The sequence below is a fragment of the Brevibacterium picturae genome, from assembly GCF_900105045.1.
In the GTDB taxonomy this organism is placed as follows: Bacteria; Actinomycetota; Actinomycetes; order Actinomycetales; family Brevibacteriaceae; genus Brevibacterium; species Brevibacterium picturae.
On record NZ_LT629739.1, the window covers coordinates 1377967 to 1394597 of the forward strand.

Sequence of the window (16631 nt, forward strand, 5' to 3'; positions counted from 1 at the left end):
CATTAAGATTCGATTGCGAATTTTGCTTCGGTACAAGCCGGCTTGGCTGAGTGGAGCGCGAGTCTCCGATGAGAGGAATGCAATTTGGCCACAACGCCGCTTCACACCCTGAGAACAGCACTGTGGCACTGGCGAAAGGGCGGGTTGTCCCAGCTGACTGCGTGGAAGCGCCGCCGCTCGATGACGCAGGGCACGGCAGAATCCTCCCCGCGGATCGCCACAGGGACGCTGTCCGAAGAGGTTCTGGCCGAATTGTTTCCTCCCCTGCCGGTCCCCGATCGCACCCCGGTTTTCGCACACACCCGCGTCGGAGTCATCCTCGACGAGTTCTCGGCCCAAAGCTTCGGCTTCGAATGGTCAACCACGAAACTCACACGCGCCGATTGGGCGAACGAGCTCGAAGGTCTCGACTTCGTCTTCGTCGAATCTGCCTGGAACGGCAATTCCGGCGACTGGAAGTTCAAACTCAACGGCCCCTCGGGCCCTGGACAAGACGTCGTCGAGCTGCTGACGGAATGTCGCCGTCGCGGTCTGCCGACCGTGTTCTGGAACAAGGAAGATCCGCCTCACTTCGAGGACTTCCTGCCCTTGGCGAAGCTCGTCGACGTCGTATTCACCAGCGATGTCAGGCTCGTCCCCGACTACGAAGCGCTGTTGGGCCATGACCGGGTGGCCGCTCTTCCCTTCGCAGCCCAGCCCGCCATCCACAACCCGGCCAGACCAGCCCGAAACTTCGCGGCTCGCGACATTGCCTTCGCCGGAATGTACTTCGCTCACAAATACCCCGAACGTCGTGAGCAGATGGATCTGCTCTTGGGTGCCGCCGAGGCCGTGTCGGGCCGCATGGGGCACGGGCTGGAGATCTTCTCCCGTTTCCTCGGCGATGACGAGCGCTACCAGTTCCCCGGATCACTGGCCGACCGTGTTGTCGGCGGACTTCCCTATCGGAACCTGCTCACCGCCTATAAGCATTTCAAGGTGTTCCTCAATGTGAATTCGGTCGTCGACTCTCCCAGCATGTGCGCCCGCCGCATCTTCGAGATCTCTGCCGCCGGAACCCCGGTCGTGACGACTCCCAGTGCGGCGACTCGGGAGTTCTTCCCCACCGAGGAGGTTCCCCAGCCGGAGACCGAGAAAGAAGCGGAATGGACGCTGCGGGCCTACGTCCGCAGCCCCGAGCTACGCGACCGCACCGCGCATCTGGCCCAGCGACGGATCTGGGCCGGACACACCTACAGCCATCGGGCGATGACCGTCATGGATGCCCTCGAACTGCCTTATGAGCCACCCTTCACGCGTTCGGTCTCAGCGGTCGTCTCGACGAATCGGCCGGAGCACCTCGGCGAGGTGCTGACTACCCACGCGGCTCAGGTACACGCGGACAAGGAGCTCGTCCTCGTTGCTCACGGATTCGAGGTGAGCTCGGATCTTCGCTCCCGGGCGAGGGACGCGGGGATCGAGAATCTGCAGATCGTCGAAGTCAGCGCCCAGCAGCCGTTGGGCGTCTGCCTCAACCGGGGAGTGGAGGCTGCGTCGGGCGAGGTCATCGCGAAGATGGATGACGACGACGTATACGGGGCGCACTATCTGTCGGATCAGCTTGCGGCCATGCGCTATTCGAACGCGGATCTCGTCGGCAAACAGGCGCACTACCTCCACATCCGCGGCAGCGACATCGTCATCTGCCGGTTCCCCGAACGTGAGCATCGCTTTACGGACCTCGTCATGGGACCGACGCTGATGACACGAAGATCGACGCTGACGGCACACCCTTTCGCCGAACGCACCCTGGGTGAGGATACGGACCTGCAGAAGCGGCTCCTTGCAGACGGTGCGCGGATCTACTCCGCCGACCGGTTCAACTTCGTTCAGGTCCGCGGCTCGCACGCCCACACCTGGACTGTCGAAGACAACCTGCTGTTGGCCAATGGAGACGTCCATTCGTTCGGGTATGCGCCGGGCCACTACTGCTTCTGATGAGTGTCCCGACCCGCCCCGTCACCACGGGCACATCGAACCAGGTGAACAACTGGCAAAGTCAGATCGAACCTTCGGCGACAGGGCGCGAATCCGGCCGTTTGAGAGTTTGGGCGCTCATAGACTGAACGCGTTCCCCTCGGGTCCGGGCTTTCTGCCTCACCTCTGTGGGGACGAATCACCGAGGACAGGGTCGCCGACAACCGCCGGTGGTCTCACCAATTGTCCAGTCGGCATATGTGCCCAGGAGGCTGTTCGGTGAGCTCTAGAGATCGTTTGGCCTATCGAGGATTGGTCGCCGCGGGAATCGTTCTGCCCGTGCTGGCTTTCATCTGCGCTGCAATCGAGGTCTGGCTGCTCGTCGCGCTCTTCGGCAGCGCCTGGATGATTGCTGCGGTCGGTCTCGTGCATATGCAGACGCGAGCCCTCAACTCGGGTGCACGGGCTCTGCGCGATTCTGTGGCGCGCCGCGGTGGAAACACCGATGCCGGCTCGGACCTGGCAACACACCTCGAAACCATGGCTGCCGATCTCGCGGTCATTCGCGCGCATGCACAAGCAGAACCACCACAGGATGAAGTGCGTGATGACCTTGTCCGACTGGCACACAGTCTGCGCCGTGAGATGCGCCTGCTGCAGTATGCCGTCACCGTTCATGATGAGCCATCAGCCTCACCGGCGACCGCCGAACCGCGAATGTGAGCGTTGAGGTGTCACAGACTCTGTCTGTTCCGGTGAGAAACGGAGAAGGCGAGCCACGGGAGTGCTGGGAAGTGAACTTCGCGTCCTCTGCCCTCGTGCGCGTCGACAGTGCACACGAAGACGAACCGACCGCTTCGTTCATGCGCGGACGCACCGAAGTCGTGCTGCCGACGACCCCGGTGTCACGGCAAGAGCTCTTCGACCTTGTGCGTTCCTCCGACTCTGCCAGGCTCTGCCTGCCACACGGTCTTTCGTTCCCGGACAAGGCCGCTGCGGGCGGCGAACACAGCCTCAGGGCCTGGGCCTATGCGCTGGCGAGTCGAGAAATCGAGACGACAGGCACTGCCGTGATCAAAGAAGCCGGTCGGCATACTCCACCGGCCCTCGACACAGAGCCGGCGGAAGCCCTGACGCGCGGCAGCATCGAATCCCATGCCACGGCCGCTGTGGCTACGGTCGCCGCCATCCATCGTGCAGCAGCCTCGGTCAGTGGCGCAGACGCTGCGACCGTGTACCTCTTCACTGCAGACGCCCTGGAGGAGACCTCGAGACTCTACGGTTGCGGAGGGACGATGCGACGCCAACTCTGCGATTCGCTCACCTTCGCCGGAGCCGGTTACGACTTCCCCTGGAATGAGATCAGATCGGGTGCCGAGTCACTGGCGATCCTGTACAACTTCTCACCGTTCCAAGACACCGGTTCAACTGTCGCATCCAAGCGCTTACGAGTGTTCTCCGAAGCATTCGACGTCATCGCGTGCTCATTCCTCCAGCACAAGAAGCAGGATCCCACGGTCGAGTCGATTTCGCGTCCGTACGTTGTGTCCAAAGAATTCCTGCCGCTGACACCTTCGTGGGCGTCGTGGCCATCATTCCGAGCATTCGCCGAACGGGCCGCGGCTGCGGCCGGCGAGCGCATGCGAACCCGCACGGACTACCGACGGCTGTACACGCGTGCCATGTGGGCCCCGGCGCTGTATGCGGGTGCCAGAGTGAAGTTCATGCAGCCGGATCTGCCGTGGACCGCGGAGTTCTCAGACCCTCTGTCGCTCGACGTCGAGGGCGCCTCTCGAGGAGGAAGTCTGCCGCGAGATGCGTTCACCGCGCCCCTCATCGACGAATGGGAACGCGCCTTCGGTCCCCTCGACGAGCTCGACCTCACGATCTTCCGATTCGCCGAACTTCTGGTGTACGCCTATGCGGACGAGATCATCTTCACCAACGAACACCAGCGCCTCGTCATGCTCGAATCGATTCGCCGCCCACAACTGCGGGAACGAGTCGCCTCGATATCGACCGTCTCGCACCACCCGACGCTCGATTCGGGATTCTACGATCTCGAACATGTCGACTACCCGCTCGATGACGATCACCTTCACCTCGGGTACTTCGGAGAGTTCTACACCGCGCGAGGAATCACCGAGATCACCCATGCCCTGCGTTCTCTACCCGAATCCGTCCGGTCACGTGCTCGTCTGCACGTCTTCACGAACTACATCCCCGAATCCGCCGGAGGTGTGAAGCCGGCAAGCTTCTCCCGCAGCCAGTTCGACCTGCTTGTACAGCGAACACTCGACGGAGTCGGAATCAGCGGGGTTGAGGACCTGGTCGTCTTCAACAGCTCGTTACCCTATCTGAGGTTTCTCGCTGTGACCCAGAAACTCGACTACCTCATTGTCACCGATGCACAATCAGGAACCGGACATTCAGTCAATCCCTATCTGCCGTCGAAGTGGAGCGACTACCTCGGATCCGCGGCGCGGGTGTGGGCTCTCGTCGAACAGGAAAGTGTGCTTTCGACGATGAACCTCGATGTCCGGACTCCGATCGGCGACACCCATGCGGCCCGCGCAGCGATTTGGACCATGGTGGAAGAGAAGTTCGGTCCGGCGACCACGATGCCGCTCCCAAACGGTGCCGTCCTATGAGCACGAGCCCCATGAGAACGACCGTCGAAACCGGTCCTCCGGACAACAGAGGAGCCGCTCTGACCGCCATCGGTCGCGCGGCAACACCTCCCGTGCCAGAGTCTGCGGATGGACCCAGCCTCGGTCGGCTCACTCACTCGACGCCGACCGTGGATCCGGGTTCCGCACTGATCGTCGGAACTCCAGAACTCGCACGTGACGTGCTCACGATTCGACCGGCCGTTGTGGGAATGCCGGGCATTCTCGCCGAGATGGCTTCGCTACCTGAGATCGACCTCCTCATCATCGACGCGGTCGCCTTCAGCCACGGGCCCTGGCTCGGTGCCGACGACCATCAGTCCCGTCACCTCGCCGAGGAGATCTTCGAAGCAGGCAGACTGCTTCGTGCACGTGGAGATCAAACATGGTTCGTTCCGAACGGAACCCGCTTGGGAACGATGGGTGACCGGGTGCTGTCGACGTGCACGGCGAACTTCGCCGAGGTCTCGGAGGCTGACATAGAAGAAGGAGCGAATCAGTCGCCATTGTGGTCGCTCCTGGTGGACCTGGCGACAGGTGAGAACCCGCGCCGAAGTACTGGAGGAAATCGATGAAGGCCGGAACACTGACGGCCCTCCTGGCCTGTGACATCCGATACGACGCCGATCCGTTGGGAAAGGCGTGGATGGATTCCCTCGTCGCAGCACTGATCGCCCGCGGGTGGGTCGTTCATGTGCTCGTCCGGGAAGTCGACGCCGCGATCGACTATGAAAACATCCGGCGAGCTGGCGGGCAGATCCTCTCCCCGGGGGATGTCCCGGCCGACCATCGCGATGAACACGGTCACGCACCGCGCTTCCGAGCGCGCACGATCGTTCGCTCCACCACCGAGCTCACCCCCGACATCGTGGTGGTGCAAGGGCGCACCCTCAGCCGTTTCGTCGCTGGGTCGGGACACATCGACACGCGCTTATGGACGATTCCCCTGGATCACCCTTATACCGGCGGACGGTTCGACCACGCAGACTTCTCTGATCTCGCGACGATCGCCAAAACGTCGAACCGAATACTCGTCGCGGACGAGATCCAACGATCGACATTGGACTCCGAGTTTCCCGCTGCGTCCTCGAAGGTACGAATTCTTCCCCTGTTCGGGCAACTCTCCCATTCAATCGAATCGACAGACCTCAGCGAAGCAGCGGCACTGCACATCCATGAGGGACTGTTTGCCGATCATGACGTCGAAGCATTCGAGCACCTCGGCTCCGCGCTTCGCGAACGTCGTCAGATTCCTCGCATCCACATACACGACGATCCGTCCGCCGCGGGACTATCAACCGCTTCGGACCCCGGCAGCGCACAGTCGTACGGCCGTGCTGGGATTCTCAGAACACTCCCCGGCGTTGTTTCTTCAAATGCCGGGGCCGCCAGCGGATCGCTCGTCCTTCCCAGCGATCCCATTGCCCGACACTACGGACTTCTCCTGGCTCAGGCTCAGGGACGGTCGACGACCGATCTCGATCCGGCCGGCGGGTCTGCTTCGACTAGCTTGGTTTCGAATGGCCCGGATTCGAGCTGGCCGGATTCGAGTGATGAGGTGTCGGCTGATCTGGTGCCCGAGGATTTCCAGCCATCACTTGATCCACTGGATGAAGCCGCGGTCGAACCCATCGCAGCTGTGAACAGCCGACCGCTGAAAATGGTCATCGCCGGAAGCGACTTCAAATTCGCCGGTGACCTCGTCGAGACGTTCCTCTCCGATCCCAGCTTCGATGTCCGATTCGATCTCTTCGACCACCATTCACACCCACAACCGAAGAAGAGTCGGCCCTACGTGGAATGGGCAGAGGTCATACTGGCCGAGTTCGCGGTGTACAACGCGATCTGGTATTCCCAGAAGGTGGCCTCCCACCAAACGCTGATCGTTCATCTGCACGGATTCGAACTGAACTCGGACTGGATCGCGGAGCTCGACATCGACAGAGTCGCTGCCGTCGTCGTGCCCTCAGAGTTCTACCGCCGGCGAGCACATGAGCTGAGAGGCTGGCCGCTCGACAAGCTGGTCGTCATCCCGAACTCAGTGAATCCCTTCGACCTCGTTCGTCCCAAACACGACGACGCACGCTTCCACCTCGGCCTGGTCGGAATGGTTCCGATTCTCAAACGACCCGATCGTGCGCTTGACCTCTTGGAGCGTCTCACGGCAATCGATGACCGCTATATCCTGCACATCCGCGGGCACGCTCCTTGGAACTATTCGTGGGAATGGAAGAAGGCCGCCCACCAAGACGCCTATCGCGACTTCTACACTCGCCTCGGCCGACGGCCCGAACTCCAGCGTGCGATTGCGTTCGAACCATTCGCGCCCGACATGGGCAACTGGCTGCGCAAGATCGGCTGGATCCTCTCCCCCAGCAGTCGAGAAACCTTCCACCTCGCTGCCATCGAAGGGGCGACATCGGGGGCAGTGCCTCTGGCGTGGGAACGAGAGGGCGCTCAGGAGATCATCGGCGAGGAATGGACGTTTGCGTCAACAGACGAGATCCATGAGTACATCCTCGCCCACAATGACACCGCGGATGGGCATTCCGCAGCGGCCGGACGAGCGCAGAAGCACGCCGAACGGTATCGCTCCGACACGGTCGGACACCGCTGGCGATCTGTGGTTCACGAGACCTTCAGCGGAGCCGCAAGAACCACCGCGGCCTCTGTTCCCAGCGGTGTCACGGGGAGTGTCTTCAGCGAGGTCGACGCCCTGGTCACTGCCGGAGAGTTCGACGAAGCCAAAGGTGCTCTGGACAGAAACATTCAGATCACGAAGAACGATGCGTCGAAGCTCAAGGACCTGGAGCTGTTCGTCCGCGGGGTGCTCGCGCTCGATACTCGGCGCACCGAACTGCTGCCCCCCAACAGTCCAACGGGTCAGTGCGCGCGTACATCACAGCAAGGAGGGGGCACCGAGACCTACGTTCTCATCTCTGCGCTGGCCACCGGCTCCAGCGGCTCGTCCCTCGTCACCGATCCCACTGTCGTGCCTGCGTCTCTGGGCATCGTTCCGTTCGGATACACGGGTGAGAGGCTCGCTGACGACGTTCGTGTCGCCGCGTACCGAACTGCAGCCGGCACTGCTCGCTCGGCAGCGGCGCACTCGGGTCCGATCGTCACCGATGTATTGGAAGACCATCGTGATGCCTATGTGGCTGTGCGCCACGGTCTGCGCTTCGACAGATGGGTCGAAGCGGTCGCCTCCGAACTGCGCGACCACCTGGGCCGATTCGAATCGAGCCAGGTACTCATCGAGGGGCCGTGGCATACCGCCCTGCCCGCCGCTATTGCGGCAGTTCGAATGGGACGACGCTTCGTCTGGGCACCGCCGGTCGAGTCGACGAAGAACGCAGTCGAAGCGATCAGCTCGAACCCCTACACGGGCGACATCAGAACGCAGTTCATCGGTCTGCTCATTTCTCGCGCGGCAGCGGTGCTCGTTCCCGAAGCGCAAGGAAGTGTTGAGGAACCGTCAGTTCTGCACCGACAGATCCGCAATCGTGTCGACATGTCAGCCGTTCGCCGGACAGGCATTGCCTCTGCCGACACAGTGCGGTTCGACTCCCGCACTGTGGACCAGATCGAGGAGCTATCCGCGTCGCTGAATGGTTCTCATCCTCTCGGCGCGCTGAACTCTCCGATGCCGTCACCTGCCGGTGGCGACCGAACCCTGCGCCTGGCGGTTTTGGCCGATGAGCGATTCGTTCACCGCCTCAACTCCGCAGACGGAGTGGTCGAGGCGATGTCGTTGAACTCGTCAGCTGACCTTGATCCGTCGTTCGACGCACTGATCGTCGACGACAGCGCACTGGCCGAACCCCATTCGATGCCTGGAACCGGCACTCTCACACAGCGGATCCGCAGCCTGTTCGATCTGGCGCGTTCTTTCGGTGTCCTCGGGATCTTCAACAGCGAGTCCAATGTCGGCGGTGTACGCTCGGCAACCACGGCCGCAGAGAAGGCCGATGCCCTGACAGGAACGCGCGCCCTGTTCGCCCTCGAGCTTTTGGCGCGCAATCCGAATTCGATCACCCGTGTCGGCTCCTCCTCACTCATGACCGGCAACGGTCCTGAACTCCGTGCGGCCCTGGCCGCCGTCGGGGTGGGAACTGTCGGTTCTGATCTCGAGCGCCGCCGGCCAACCGGGCAGAGCACGGATGGTGTTCGGGTCGATCCGGCCCGCTTGCGGATCACCGCCTCTGACGGGGTCTCATTGGTCGTCGCCACCAGGCTCGGTGCTCAACGATTGCCGACCATGTTGGCCACGGTTGCTGCACAGACGATGCATCCGTCCCGCATGGAACTGGTGATCGTTCACAACGGACCCGAGGATGGGACTCGTTCGGTGGTGGAGGCGTTTGCCGAGGCGAATCCGAAGCTGACTGTCCGGTATGCGCACTCCGATATCGAAGGGGCATCACCAGCGCGCAATCTGGGTCTGGAACTGATCACTCGGGACTATGTGACGTTTGTCGACGATGATGACGAGATCGAGCACAACTATGTCCTCAACATGTGGCTGTCGGCCGGCGATGACCTCGTCGTCGCAGCCCCGCTGCGCGACGTCACCGCGGAGGGGATCTCATTGACAGATCTCCCGAACAACCGCCGATTGGCCAATCTCTCCGGCCGACGGATCGGTCTCAACCGAGCCTCCGGCCTGCTGGGCATGAACGCATGCAAGCTCATTCCTTCCCGCGTCGCACGGTCGATCCAGTATCCGACAGGTCTGCGCAGCGGAGAAGACGTCGCCTATATGAGCCAGCTCCTTCTGCACGACCTCGAACTCGTTCCTGCCGATACGGCACCCGACTCCGCGTATGTTCGGCACATGCGACCCGATTCGGTCTCGAGAAGAGAACTCACCCGGGACTTCGCCGTCGACCAGCGCCTCGGCGTCATCACCCAACTGGAGAGGGTCAGAGCTGGCGGACCGACGACGATTACCGGCTGCATCCGCGCACTGCAGATGGACCAGCTCAGCTTCATCGCACGCTATCTCACTGAGAACCCTCACGAAGGTGAGGAAGTCATCGGCCGTGTGCTTCACTCCGGAGTGCCGACCTCGCAGCTCGCCGGACGATACAAGTCGATGCATTCTTTGGCCCTGAAGATCGAGAGTTCCCCCGTATGACTGACAACCTCATCGAGCAGAAGCTGAAGCATCGTGGAGTCGTTCTCACCCTTGCCATGGATTCTCACCGACCTGCCCGAACCACTTCTCCGTCGTCGGGCGACAGGGAGTACCGGGCTGTCTACGGGCGGGGTGTGCTGTGGACCGACTCCGCGGTCATCTCCCTCGACCACGGCCTGCCGGACGGCATGAGAAGCCAAGCAGTCCGTCACCAGTCCGGGCAGTGGTTCCTTCTCTTCCACCGTGCCAGCGACGACAGTTATCGGATCATCACCGATCCCCTCGGCTACCATCGCCTGTACTATTCCTCATTTCGCCGAGGCGATGATCAGATCGTCGTCATCGGAGACAATCAGACCTCCGTTGTCGGCGAACTCCAACGCCTCGGCCGCCCGGTCGACATCGACTGGCCCATCGCGGCCTCACACCTGCTGAGCACACACACGATGATGCAGAGCAGCTTCTCGCACCGCACCATGTACGCCGGGGTCCGATCGCTTCCTGCAGGCGCCGAGCTGGTCGTCGACCACGCCGGTGCGAAGGAGGAGCACAAGCATCTGTTCTCCGCCGCCTCCGATGCAGGCTACGACGACCTGCTGGAGGCAGGAATCGCGCGAGCGCAGGCGCAGATCCGGCTGCTTGCGGACAGCCAGGTGCCCGACAAGCGGCACGCGCTCTCCGGCGGCCGCGACTCACGAATGGCCATGGCGATGACGGTCTCTGCCGGAGTCCACCGCGAATTCACCATGATGACTGCCGATCCGCGAAGAAGTCGGAAACCCAGCTCGCGAAAAGTGCTGGAACATGACCTCACCATTGCATCCGAACTGCGTCGCCACCTCGGAATGCAGTGGTCTCGAGAGAGCGGAATCACCGGTGTCAGGCACGATGCCCACACAAGCTTGGACATCTTTCAAAGCCACGTTGCCGGGGCGCGCTTCGCATGGGCGGGAAGCGGAGCAACCACGTGGCCCGATGCACTGCGGGTCGAAGTCCACGGAGGCTCCGGTGAACTGCTGAGACGGGCTTACCAGAATATGCGGGACCATCCATCGTTCGGCGCACTCGACGACCGTCCCGAGACCGTGGCAGCAGACGCGCGCGCACTCTTTCCCACACTGGTCACACACCATGGATATCTGCCGCAGGACATGGCCGAAGAAGCCGCAGAGGCATTCGCCGACAGCCTGGATCGTGACGCGGATCTGCCCATGTCGGAGCAGCTGAATATGCATTACGCGGCGTTTCGCAACAGAGACCATTTCGGGCAGATCAATCAGCAATTCGCAAGGAATTCGTTAAAGCTCTATCCGCTTGCGCAGCCAGAGTTCCTTCAAGCCTCACGTCTCATCGACCCGGACGATCGGAACCGCGGAAGGGTCGCCTATGACATCATTCGGATGACCTATCCTCAGCTCAACGATTTCGCTTTCGACGACGGTCACTGGCCCGAACCGTTCCCGCTCACCGCACAGGTTCGCCGACACGGCACAGCGCCCTATGTCCCTGCCGATCATCGGGACTTCTTCGAGGGGGAGGACCTTGATACCGCACTCAGAGCGGCCACGCCGCTTCTCTCCGATCCCAAGCACCCCATCGCGCCTTTCGACGGCACCAGTGCCGCGGCGTCATTGGCCGCGAGCTCGGCAAGTGAGCTGTCCGATCTTGCTGACACACCATTGGAGAACCTGCATGCACTCATTCCCACTCTCATCGCACAGGGGAGACTGGTCGCGGGAAACACGGCTGCGAAGTTGGAGTCCATGACGGCAGTCTTCACCGGTCGCCATACCCCCTATGACTCGGTGCTGTTCACTTCCGGTCTGCCCGCGAACGGCTCAGTTCTATCCGCTGTCGGGTCATGGCACTCGGCCCCCGCCCCACCGGTGAGAGTTGCGCGCGATGAGCTTCTGGTATTCCACGTCGACCTCGAGCCCCATACCGACGAGGCAGTCGTCACCATTCGTTGCAATTCTGCCGCTGCGAACTCGGTCGAATGGGCGGTCTACCTGTATCAGGAACAGACCAAAATTGGCCAGAAATGGTACGACGATCGTCGCTCTGCGCGATTCTCTTTAGCAGACGTGCCTGCCGGGACTCGAATCAGAGCACTCGTCTTCACCCGGGAGAAGGGACCGAGCAGTCGAGTGCATCGGAAGTTCAGCGCCTGGCGCACAATCTGACCAGAAAACGATCGAGGTTCAGTAGTGGAGACTCGACGGGGCGAACTCGCCGATGCGCTCTCCAACCCCCAGCAGCTCTTCGATGGCGGCAACGGACCGGTCGGCCGCCCGACCATCACCGTAGGGGTTGACCGCTTTGGCCATGGAATCGTAGGCCAGCACATCATCGAAGAGTCCGGCCACCTCGGCGACGATGAGATCCCTGTCGGTGCCGACGAGCTTCACGGAACCGGCGTCGACGGCTTCGGGACGTTCGGTGTTCTCACGCATGACGAGCACGGGCTTGCCGAGGCTGGGAGCCTCCTCCTGGATGCCGCCGGAGTCGGTGAGGATCACATCGGAGGCGGCCATCACCGTGGTGAACTCACCGTAGGACAGTGGTTCGGTGACGAGGACGTTGTCGAACTTCTCGACTCGAGGAAGCACGGCTTCGCGCACAAGTGGGTTGCGGTGGGCGGGCAGGAGGATGAGGAGCTCGGGCCGGTCTTCGGCGAGTTCGGCCAGGGCATCTCCGATGTTCTCCATCGCCGAACCGAGGTTCTCACGACGGTGAGTGGTCACCAGCAACTTCGGCCGATCAGCGGCAACGTAGTCCCCGACGATGGGGTCGGTCGGTGCCACATTCATGTCCACGGCGAGGTGGAGGGCGTCGATAACGGTGTTGCCAGTGACGACGACATCGTCCGGGCTGATGCCCTCGGCGAGGAGGTTGTCCCGCGAGCCTGGGGTCGGTGCGAGGTGCAGTGCTGAGAGCTGGCTTGTCAGCTTGCGATTCGCCTCTTCCGGGAAGGGGCTCTGGAGATTGCCCGAGCGCAGTCCGGCCTCGAGGTGGATGACCGGAATGCCGCGGTTGAACGCCGCGATCGAGGCTCCCATCACGGTTGTCGTGTCGCCTTGGACGAGGACCGCATCCGGGGCCTCCTCTGCCAGGACGGTGTCGAGCTCACCGATGACGCGGGAGGCGATTCCGTTCAGCGTCTGGCCCTTGGCCATGATGTTGAGGTCCGTGTCGGGAACGATGCCGAAGAGATCATTGACCTGATCGAGCATCTCCCTGTGCTGGGCGGTGACAAGCGTGCGGGAGAGCAAGGCATTGCTGGCCTCAATGGCACGAATGAGAGGTGCCACCTTGATGGCCTCCGGCCTGGTGCCGAAGACGGTGAGGACTGTGGGGATCAAAAGCACTCCTGGTCAAAAAGGACTGGGCGACGCGGACACGCGGACGCGCCCCCATTATCCCATCACGTTTGGAACACAATCTCGCACCGCCAATCGACGCTTAACCGCTCATTCACCCACTATTGTCCCGATCGCCACACACACTGTCTTTCCATCGACCATTCTGATGTAGTTGCCTATTCTGCAATTCGGGTAACATCGGAATCTGTTCAGCAACCGTTTGGAGCACCATCCATGAACGCCATCGCCCTCAACAACCGCCCTTCGGTCGCCGTGATCGGACTCGGTTACATCGGCCTGCCGACTGCCGCGGTACTCGCCAGCTCTGGCGCGGATGTTGTGGGGGTGGACATCGACCAGGATGCCGTCGACGTCATCAACGCCGGGCAGGTGCCATTTGTCGAACCCGATATGGCCACCACTGTCGCTGGTGTCGTATCCCAGGGATTCCTCAAGGCGACGACCGAGACTCCACACGCCGACAACTACATCGTGGCGGTCCCCACACCCTTCGCCGAGGGGCACAAGCCGGACCTGTCCTACATCGAGACAGCAGGCAAGCAGATCGCACCGCTGCTCGAGGGCAACGAGCTCATCATCCTCGAGTCGACGTCTCCCCCGGGTGCGACCGAGTATCTCGCCGATACGATTCTCACGGCTCGCCCCGATCTGACACTCAAGCCGGGAAGTTCACAGTCGATCTACTTCGCGCACTGCCCCGAACGTGTGCTGCCGGGGCGCATCATGATCGAGCTGCGCACCAACGACCGCATCATCGGCACCCTCAACGGTGAGGCCGGCGAACGAGCGCGCGAACTCTACGAACTCTTCTGTGAGGGCGAGTTCCTCATGACCGATGCCCGGACGGCAGAGATGGCGAAGCTGACGGAGAACGCCTACCGCGACGTCAACATTGCCTTCGCCAACGAACTGTCGATGATTTCGGACGGTCTCGACATCAACGTGTGGGAACTCATCCAACTGGCGAACCACCACCCCCGCGTGAACATCCTGCAGCCGGGCCCAGGAGTCGGCGGGCACTGCATCGCCGTCGACCCGTGGTTCATCGTGGCCACTGCGCCCGAACGCTCGTCATTGATCAGGACCGCGCGCGAAGTCAACGATGCCAAGCCCGGCTTCGTCCTCGACAAGCTCCTCCCCCAGGCCAAGCGCATCAACGATGTGCAGATCGCTGCACTCGGGCTGGCATTCAAACCCAACATCGACGACCTGCGCGAAAGCCCCGCCCGCCAGATCGTGGGCGATCTCGCCGATCAGCTTCCGCAGGCGAACATCATGACCGTCGAACCCAACATCGACGAACTGCCGGCCGAACTGGACACTCGCGAGAACGTGACACTCACGGAGATGAACGAGGCAGTTCGCGCAGCCGACATCGTGCTCCTCCTCGTCGACCACAACGAGTTCATCCGCCTGGACCGGACACTGTTGGCGCAGAAGATCGTCCACGACACCCGTGGCGTGTGGAGCTGAGGAGAAGACTTGACCGCTGAACCGATTTGGCGCCCGAACCCCGACCAGACGCCCCGCCCGCAGATACACGCATTCACCGAACTCGCGAACCAGCGCACGGGTCAAGACATGGTCAGCTACGACGACCTGTGGCGTTGGTCGGTGAGCGATCTGGACGGCTTCTGGGGTGCTGTCTGGGACTTCTTCGACGTCATCGCCGATGAGCCCTACACAAAGGTGCTGGCGAACAGGTCGATGCCGGGTGCCGAATGGTTCCCAGGCACACGCGTCAACTACGCCGAACACGCGCTGCGCGCCGCGCTCGACGAACGACTCGTCGACCAACCGGCGATCATCACCGTCACCGAGGGCGGGAACCGATTCGAGGTCACGTGGCGTGAGCTGCGACGCCAGGTCGGTTCGGTGGCGGCATGGCTGCGTGAGCGTGGCGTGAAGCAGGGAGACCGGGTCGTCGGGTATCTGCCGAACACCCACCACACGCTCATCGCCTTCCTCGCCTCCGCTTCGATCGGCGCCATCTGGTCCGCCTGCGCCCAGGACTACGCGGCCGAAGGAGCCGCGGCGAAGCTCGGGCAGCTCGAGCCGAGCATGCTCTTCGCCGCCGACGGCTACTCCTGGAACGGGCAGGCTTTCGACCGCCGCGACCAGGTTGCGGACTTGGCGACACGGATTCCGTCGCTGCGGGCCGTCGTCGGCGTCGACAACCTCGGCGTCGGGCCGTTGGACGAACACGACCGGATCGCCGATCTCGTCTCCTGGGACGACATCGCCTGCGGCGATACACCGCCGGAGTTCGTGCGGGTCGACTTCGACACCCCGCTGTGGGTGCTCTATTCCTCGGGCACCACGGGAATTCCCAAGGGCATCGTGCACAGCCACGGAGGCGTCGTCGTCGACCATCTGCGGCTGCTCGGACTGCATCTCGACCTGCGGCCCGGTGACCGGTTCTTCTGGTACACGAATACGAACTGGATGATGTGGAACCTTGTCGCCTCGGCGCTGGTGGCGGGTGCGACCACCGTCTGCTTCGACGGCAGCCCCCTCTACCCCGGCCCACGCAGACTGTGGGAGATCGCCGCAGAGACCGAGGCGAACGTCCTCGGCGTGAGTCCGGGGATCTTCCTCGCTGGAATGAAGGCAGGACTGAAACCCGGCGAGGAACTGGATCTGTCTCCTCTGCGCACGATGGGCGCCACCGGGGCACCGGTGCCCGCCCACTGCTTCCCCTGGGTCCGCGACGCCGTCGGCGAGGGCGTGCAGCTGGCCTCGACGAGCGGAGGCACGGATGTGGTGAGCGGGTTCGCCGGCTCCGCACCGAATCTCGAGGTGTGGCCGGGCGAGCTGTCGGCGCCGGTCCTCGGCGTGGCCCTGCAGTCCTGGGACGATGACGGCCAGCCTCTCATCGACGAGGTCGGGGAGATGGTCATCACCGAACCGATGCCGTCGATGCCGGTGAAGTTCTGGAACGACCCCGACGGGCAGCGCTACCGGGACACGTACTTCTCGATGTTTCCCGGAGTATGGCGCCACGGTGATTGGATCACGATCACCGACCGTGGCAGCGTCATCATCTCGGGACGATCGGATGCCACACTCAACCGGCACGGTGTGCGATTGGGCAGTGCGGACATCTACGACGTCGTCGACGGCATCCCCGAGGTGGCCGAGTCATTGGTCATCGGTGCCGAGCAACCGGATGGCGGGTATTGGATGCCGCTGTTCGTCGTCCTGGCCGACGGAGTTTCCCTCGATGACGGGCTGCGTGAGCGGATCGCTGGGGATTTGCGCACCAAGGCCTCCCCGCGGCATGTTCCCGATGACATCATCGAGGTGCCGGCAGTGCCGCACACCCGGACGGGCAAGAAGCTCGAAGTCCCCGTCAAACGGCTCATCCAGGGCCATGCGCTGGAGAAGGTGGCGAACCCCGACGCTGTTGACGTGTTCGAGTCACTGACCTATTTCAACCGGTTCGCCGAGCAGAGGGGCTCTGCCGGCTGAATCACCGACGGC

The 16631-nt window shown here is 62.6% G+C and carries 9 protein-coding genes; 8 read left to right on the plus strand and 1 reads right to left on the minus strand.

The window, feature by feature from the left end:
• The first annotated feature begins 84 nt into the window (after window positions 1–84).
• The 6 genes from BLT92_RS06515 (at window position 85) to BLT92_RS06540 (ending at window position 11948) form a co-directional block, all read left to right on the plus strand.
• The gene (locus BLT92_RS06515) at window positions 85–1977 is read left to right on the plus strand and encodes a glycosyltransferase family protein (RefSeq protein ID WP_231939063.1); all 1893 of its coding nucleotides are present in this window, start codon (window positions 85–87) and stop codon (window positions 1975–1977) included.
• Window positions 1978–2235: 258 nt separating this feature from the next.
• Window positions 2236–2679 carry a hypothetical protein gene (locus tag BLT92_RS06520; RefSeq protein WP_157691358.1) on the plus strand — a complete coding sequence of 148 codons (444 nt, stop codon included), beginning with the start codon at window positions 2236–2238 and terminating at the stop codon, window positions 2677–2679.
• A 95-nt stretch (window positions 2680–2774) separates the two neighbouring features.
• Window positions 2775–4607 (plus strand): glycosyltransferase family protein, encoded by a 1833-nt coding sequence (locus BLT92_RS06525; RefSeq protein ID WP_157691359.1) that lies wholly within the window; start codon window positions 2775–2777, stop codon window positions 4605–4607.
• Complete coding sequence (locus BLT92_RS06530; RefSeq protein WP_157691360.1) at window positions 4604–5200, plus strand: hypothetical protein; 597 nt, start codon at window positions 4604–4606, stop codon at window positions 5198–5200. The genes BLT92_RS06525 and BLT92_RS06530 overlap by 4 nt, the downstream gene beginning before the upstream one ends.
• A complete protein-coding gene (locus BLT92_RS06535; protein WP_092104211.1) occupies window positions 5197–9765 on the plus strand; it encodes a glycosyltransferase in 4569 nt (1522 codons plus the stop codon). Before BLT92_RS06530 ends, BLT92_RS06535 begins: the two co-directional genes overlap by 4 nt.
• Window positions 9762–11948 carry a hypothetical protein gene (locus tag BLT92_RS06540; protein ID WP_092104212.1) on the plus strand — a complete coding sequence of 729 codons (2187 nt, stop codon included), beginning with the start codon at window positions 9762–9764 and terminating at the stop codon, window positions 11946–11948. Before BLT92_RS06535 ends, BLT92_RS06540 begins: the two co-directional genes overlap by 4 nt.
• An 18-nt stretch (window positions 11949–11966) precedes the next feature.
• Here the strand turns inward: BLT92_RS06540 and wecB are convergent, their stop codons facing one another.
• A complete protein-coding gene (wecB, locus tag BLT92_RS06545; RefSeq protein WP_092108880.1) occupies window positions 11967–13124 on the minus strand; it encodes a non-hydrolyzing UDP-N-acetylglucosamine 2-epimerase in 1158 nt (385 codons plus the stop codon).
• Window positions 13125–13361: 237 nt separating this feature from the next.
• On the opposite strand from wecB, the gene wecC reads away from it, so the two are divergent.
• Both wecC and BLT92_RS06555 read left to right on the plus strand, forming a co-directional pair.
• Window positions 13362–14621 carry a UDP-N-acetyl-D-mannosamine dehydrogenase gene (wecC, locus tag BLT92_RS06550; protein WP_092104214.1) on the plus strand — a complete coding sequence of 420 codons (1260 nt, stop codon included), beginning with the start codon at window positions 13362–13364 and terminating at the stop codon, window positions 14619–14621.
• Between the two features lie 9 nt (window positions 14622–14630).
• A complete protein-coding gene (locus BLT92_RS06555; RefSeq protein WP_092104215.1) occupies window positions 14631–16619 on the plus strand; it encodes an acetoacetate--CoA ligase in 1989 nt (662 codons plus the stop codon).
• Window positions 16620–16631: the final 12 nt, after the last annotated feature.

Bases quoted from the DNA above. Each gene is read 5' to 3' on its own strand.
- BLT92_RS06530 (WP_157691360.1), top strand. From the start codon at position 4,604: ATGAGCACGAGCCCCATGAGAACGACCGTCGAAACCGGTCCTCCGGAC.
- wecC (WP_092104214.1), top strand. From the start codon at position 13,362: ATGAACGCCATCGCCCTCAACAACCGCCCTTCGGTCGCCGTGATCGGA.
- BLT92_RS06535 (WP_092104211.1), top strand. From the start codon at position 5,197: ATGAAGGCCGGAACACTGACGGCCCTCCTGGCCTGTGACATCCGATAC.
- BLT92_RS06540 (WP_092104212.1), top strand. From the start codon at position 9,762: ATGACTGACAACCTCATCGAGCAGAAGCTGAAGCATCGTGGAGTCGTT.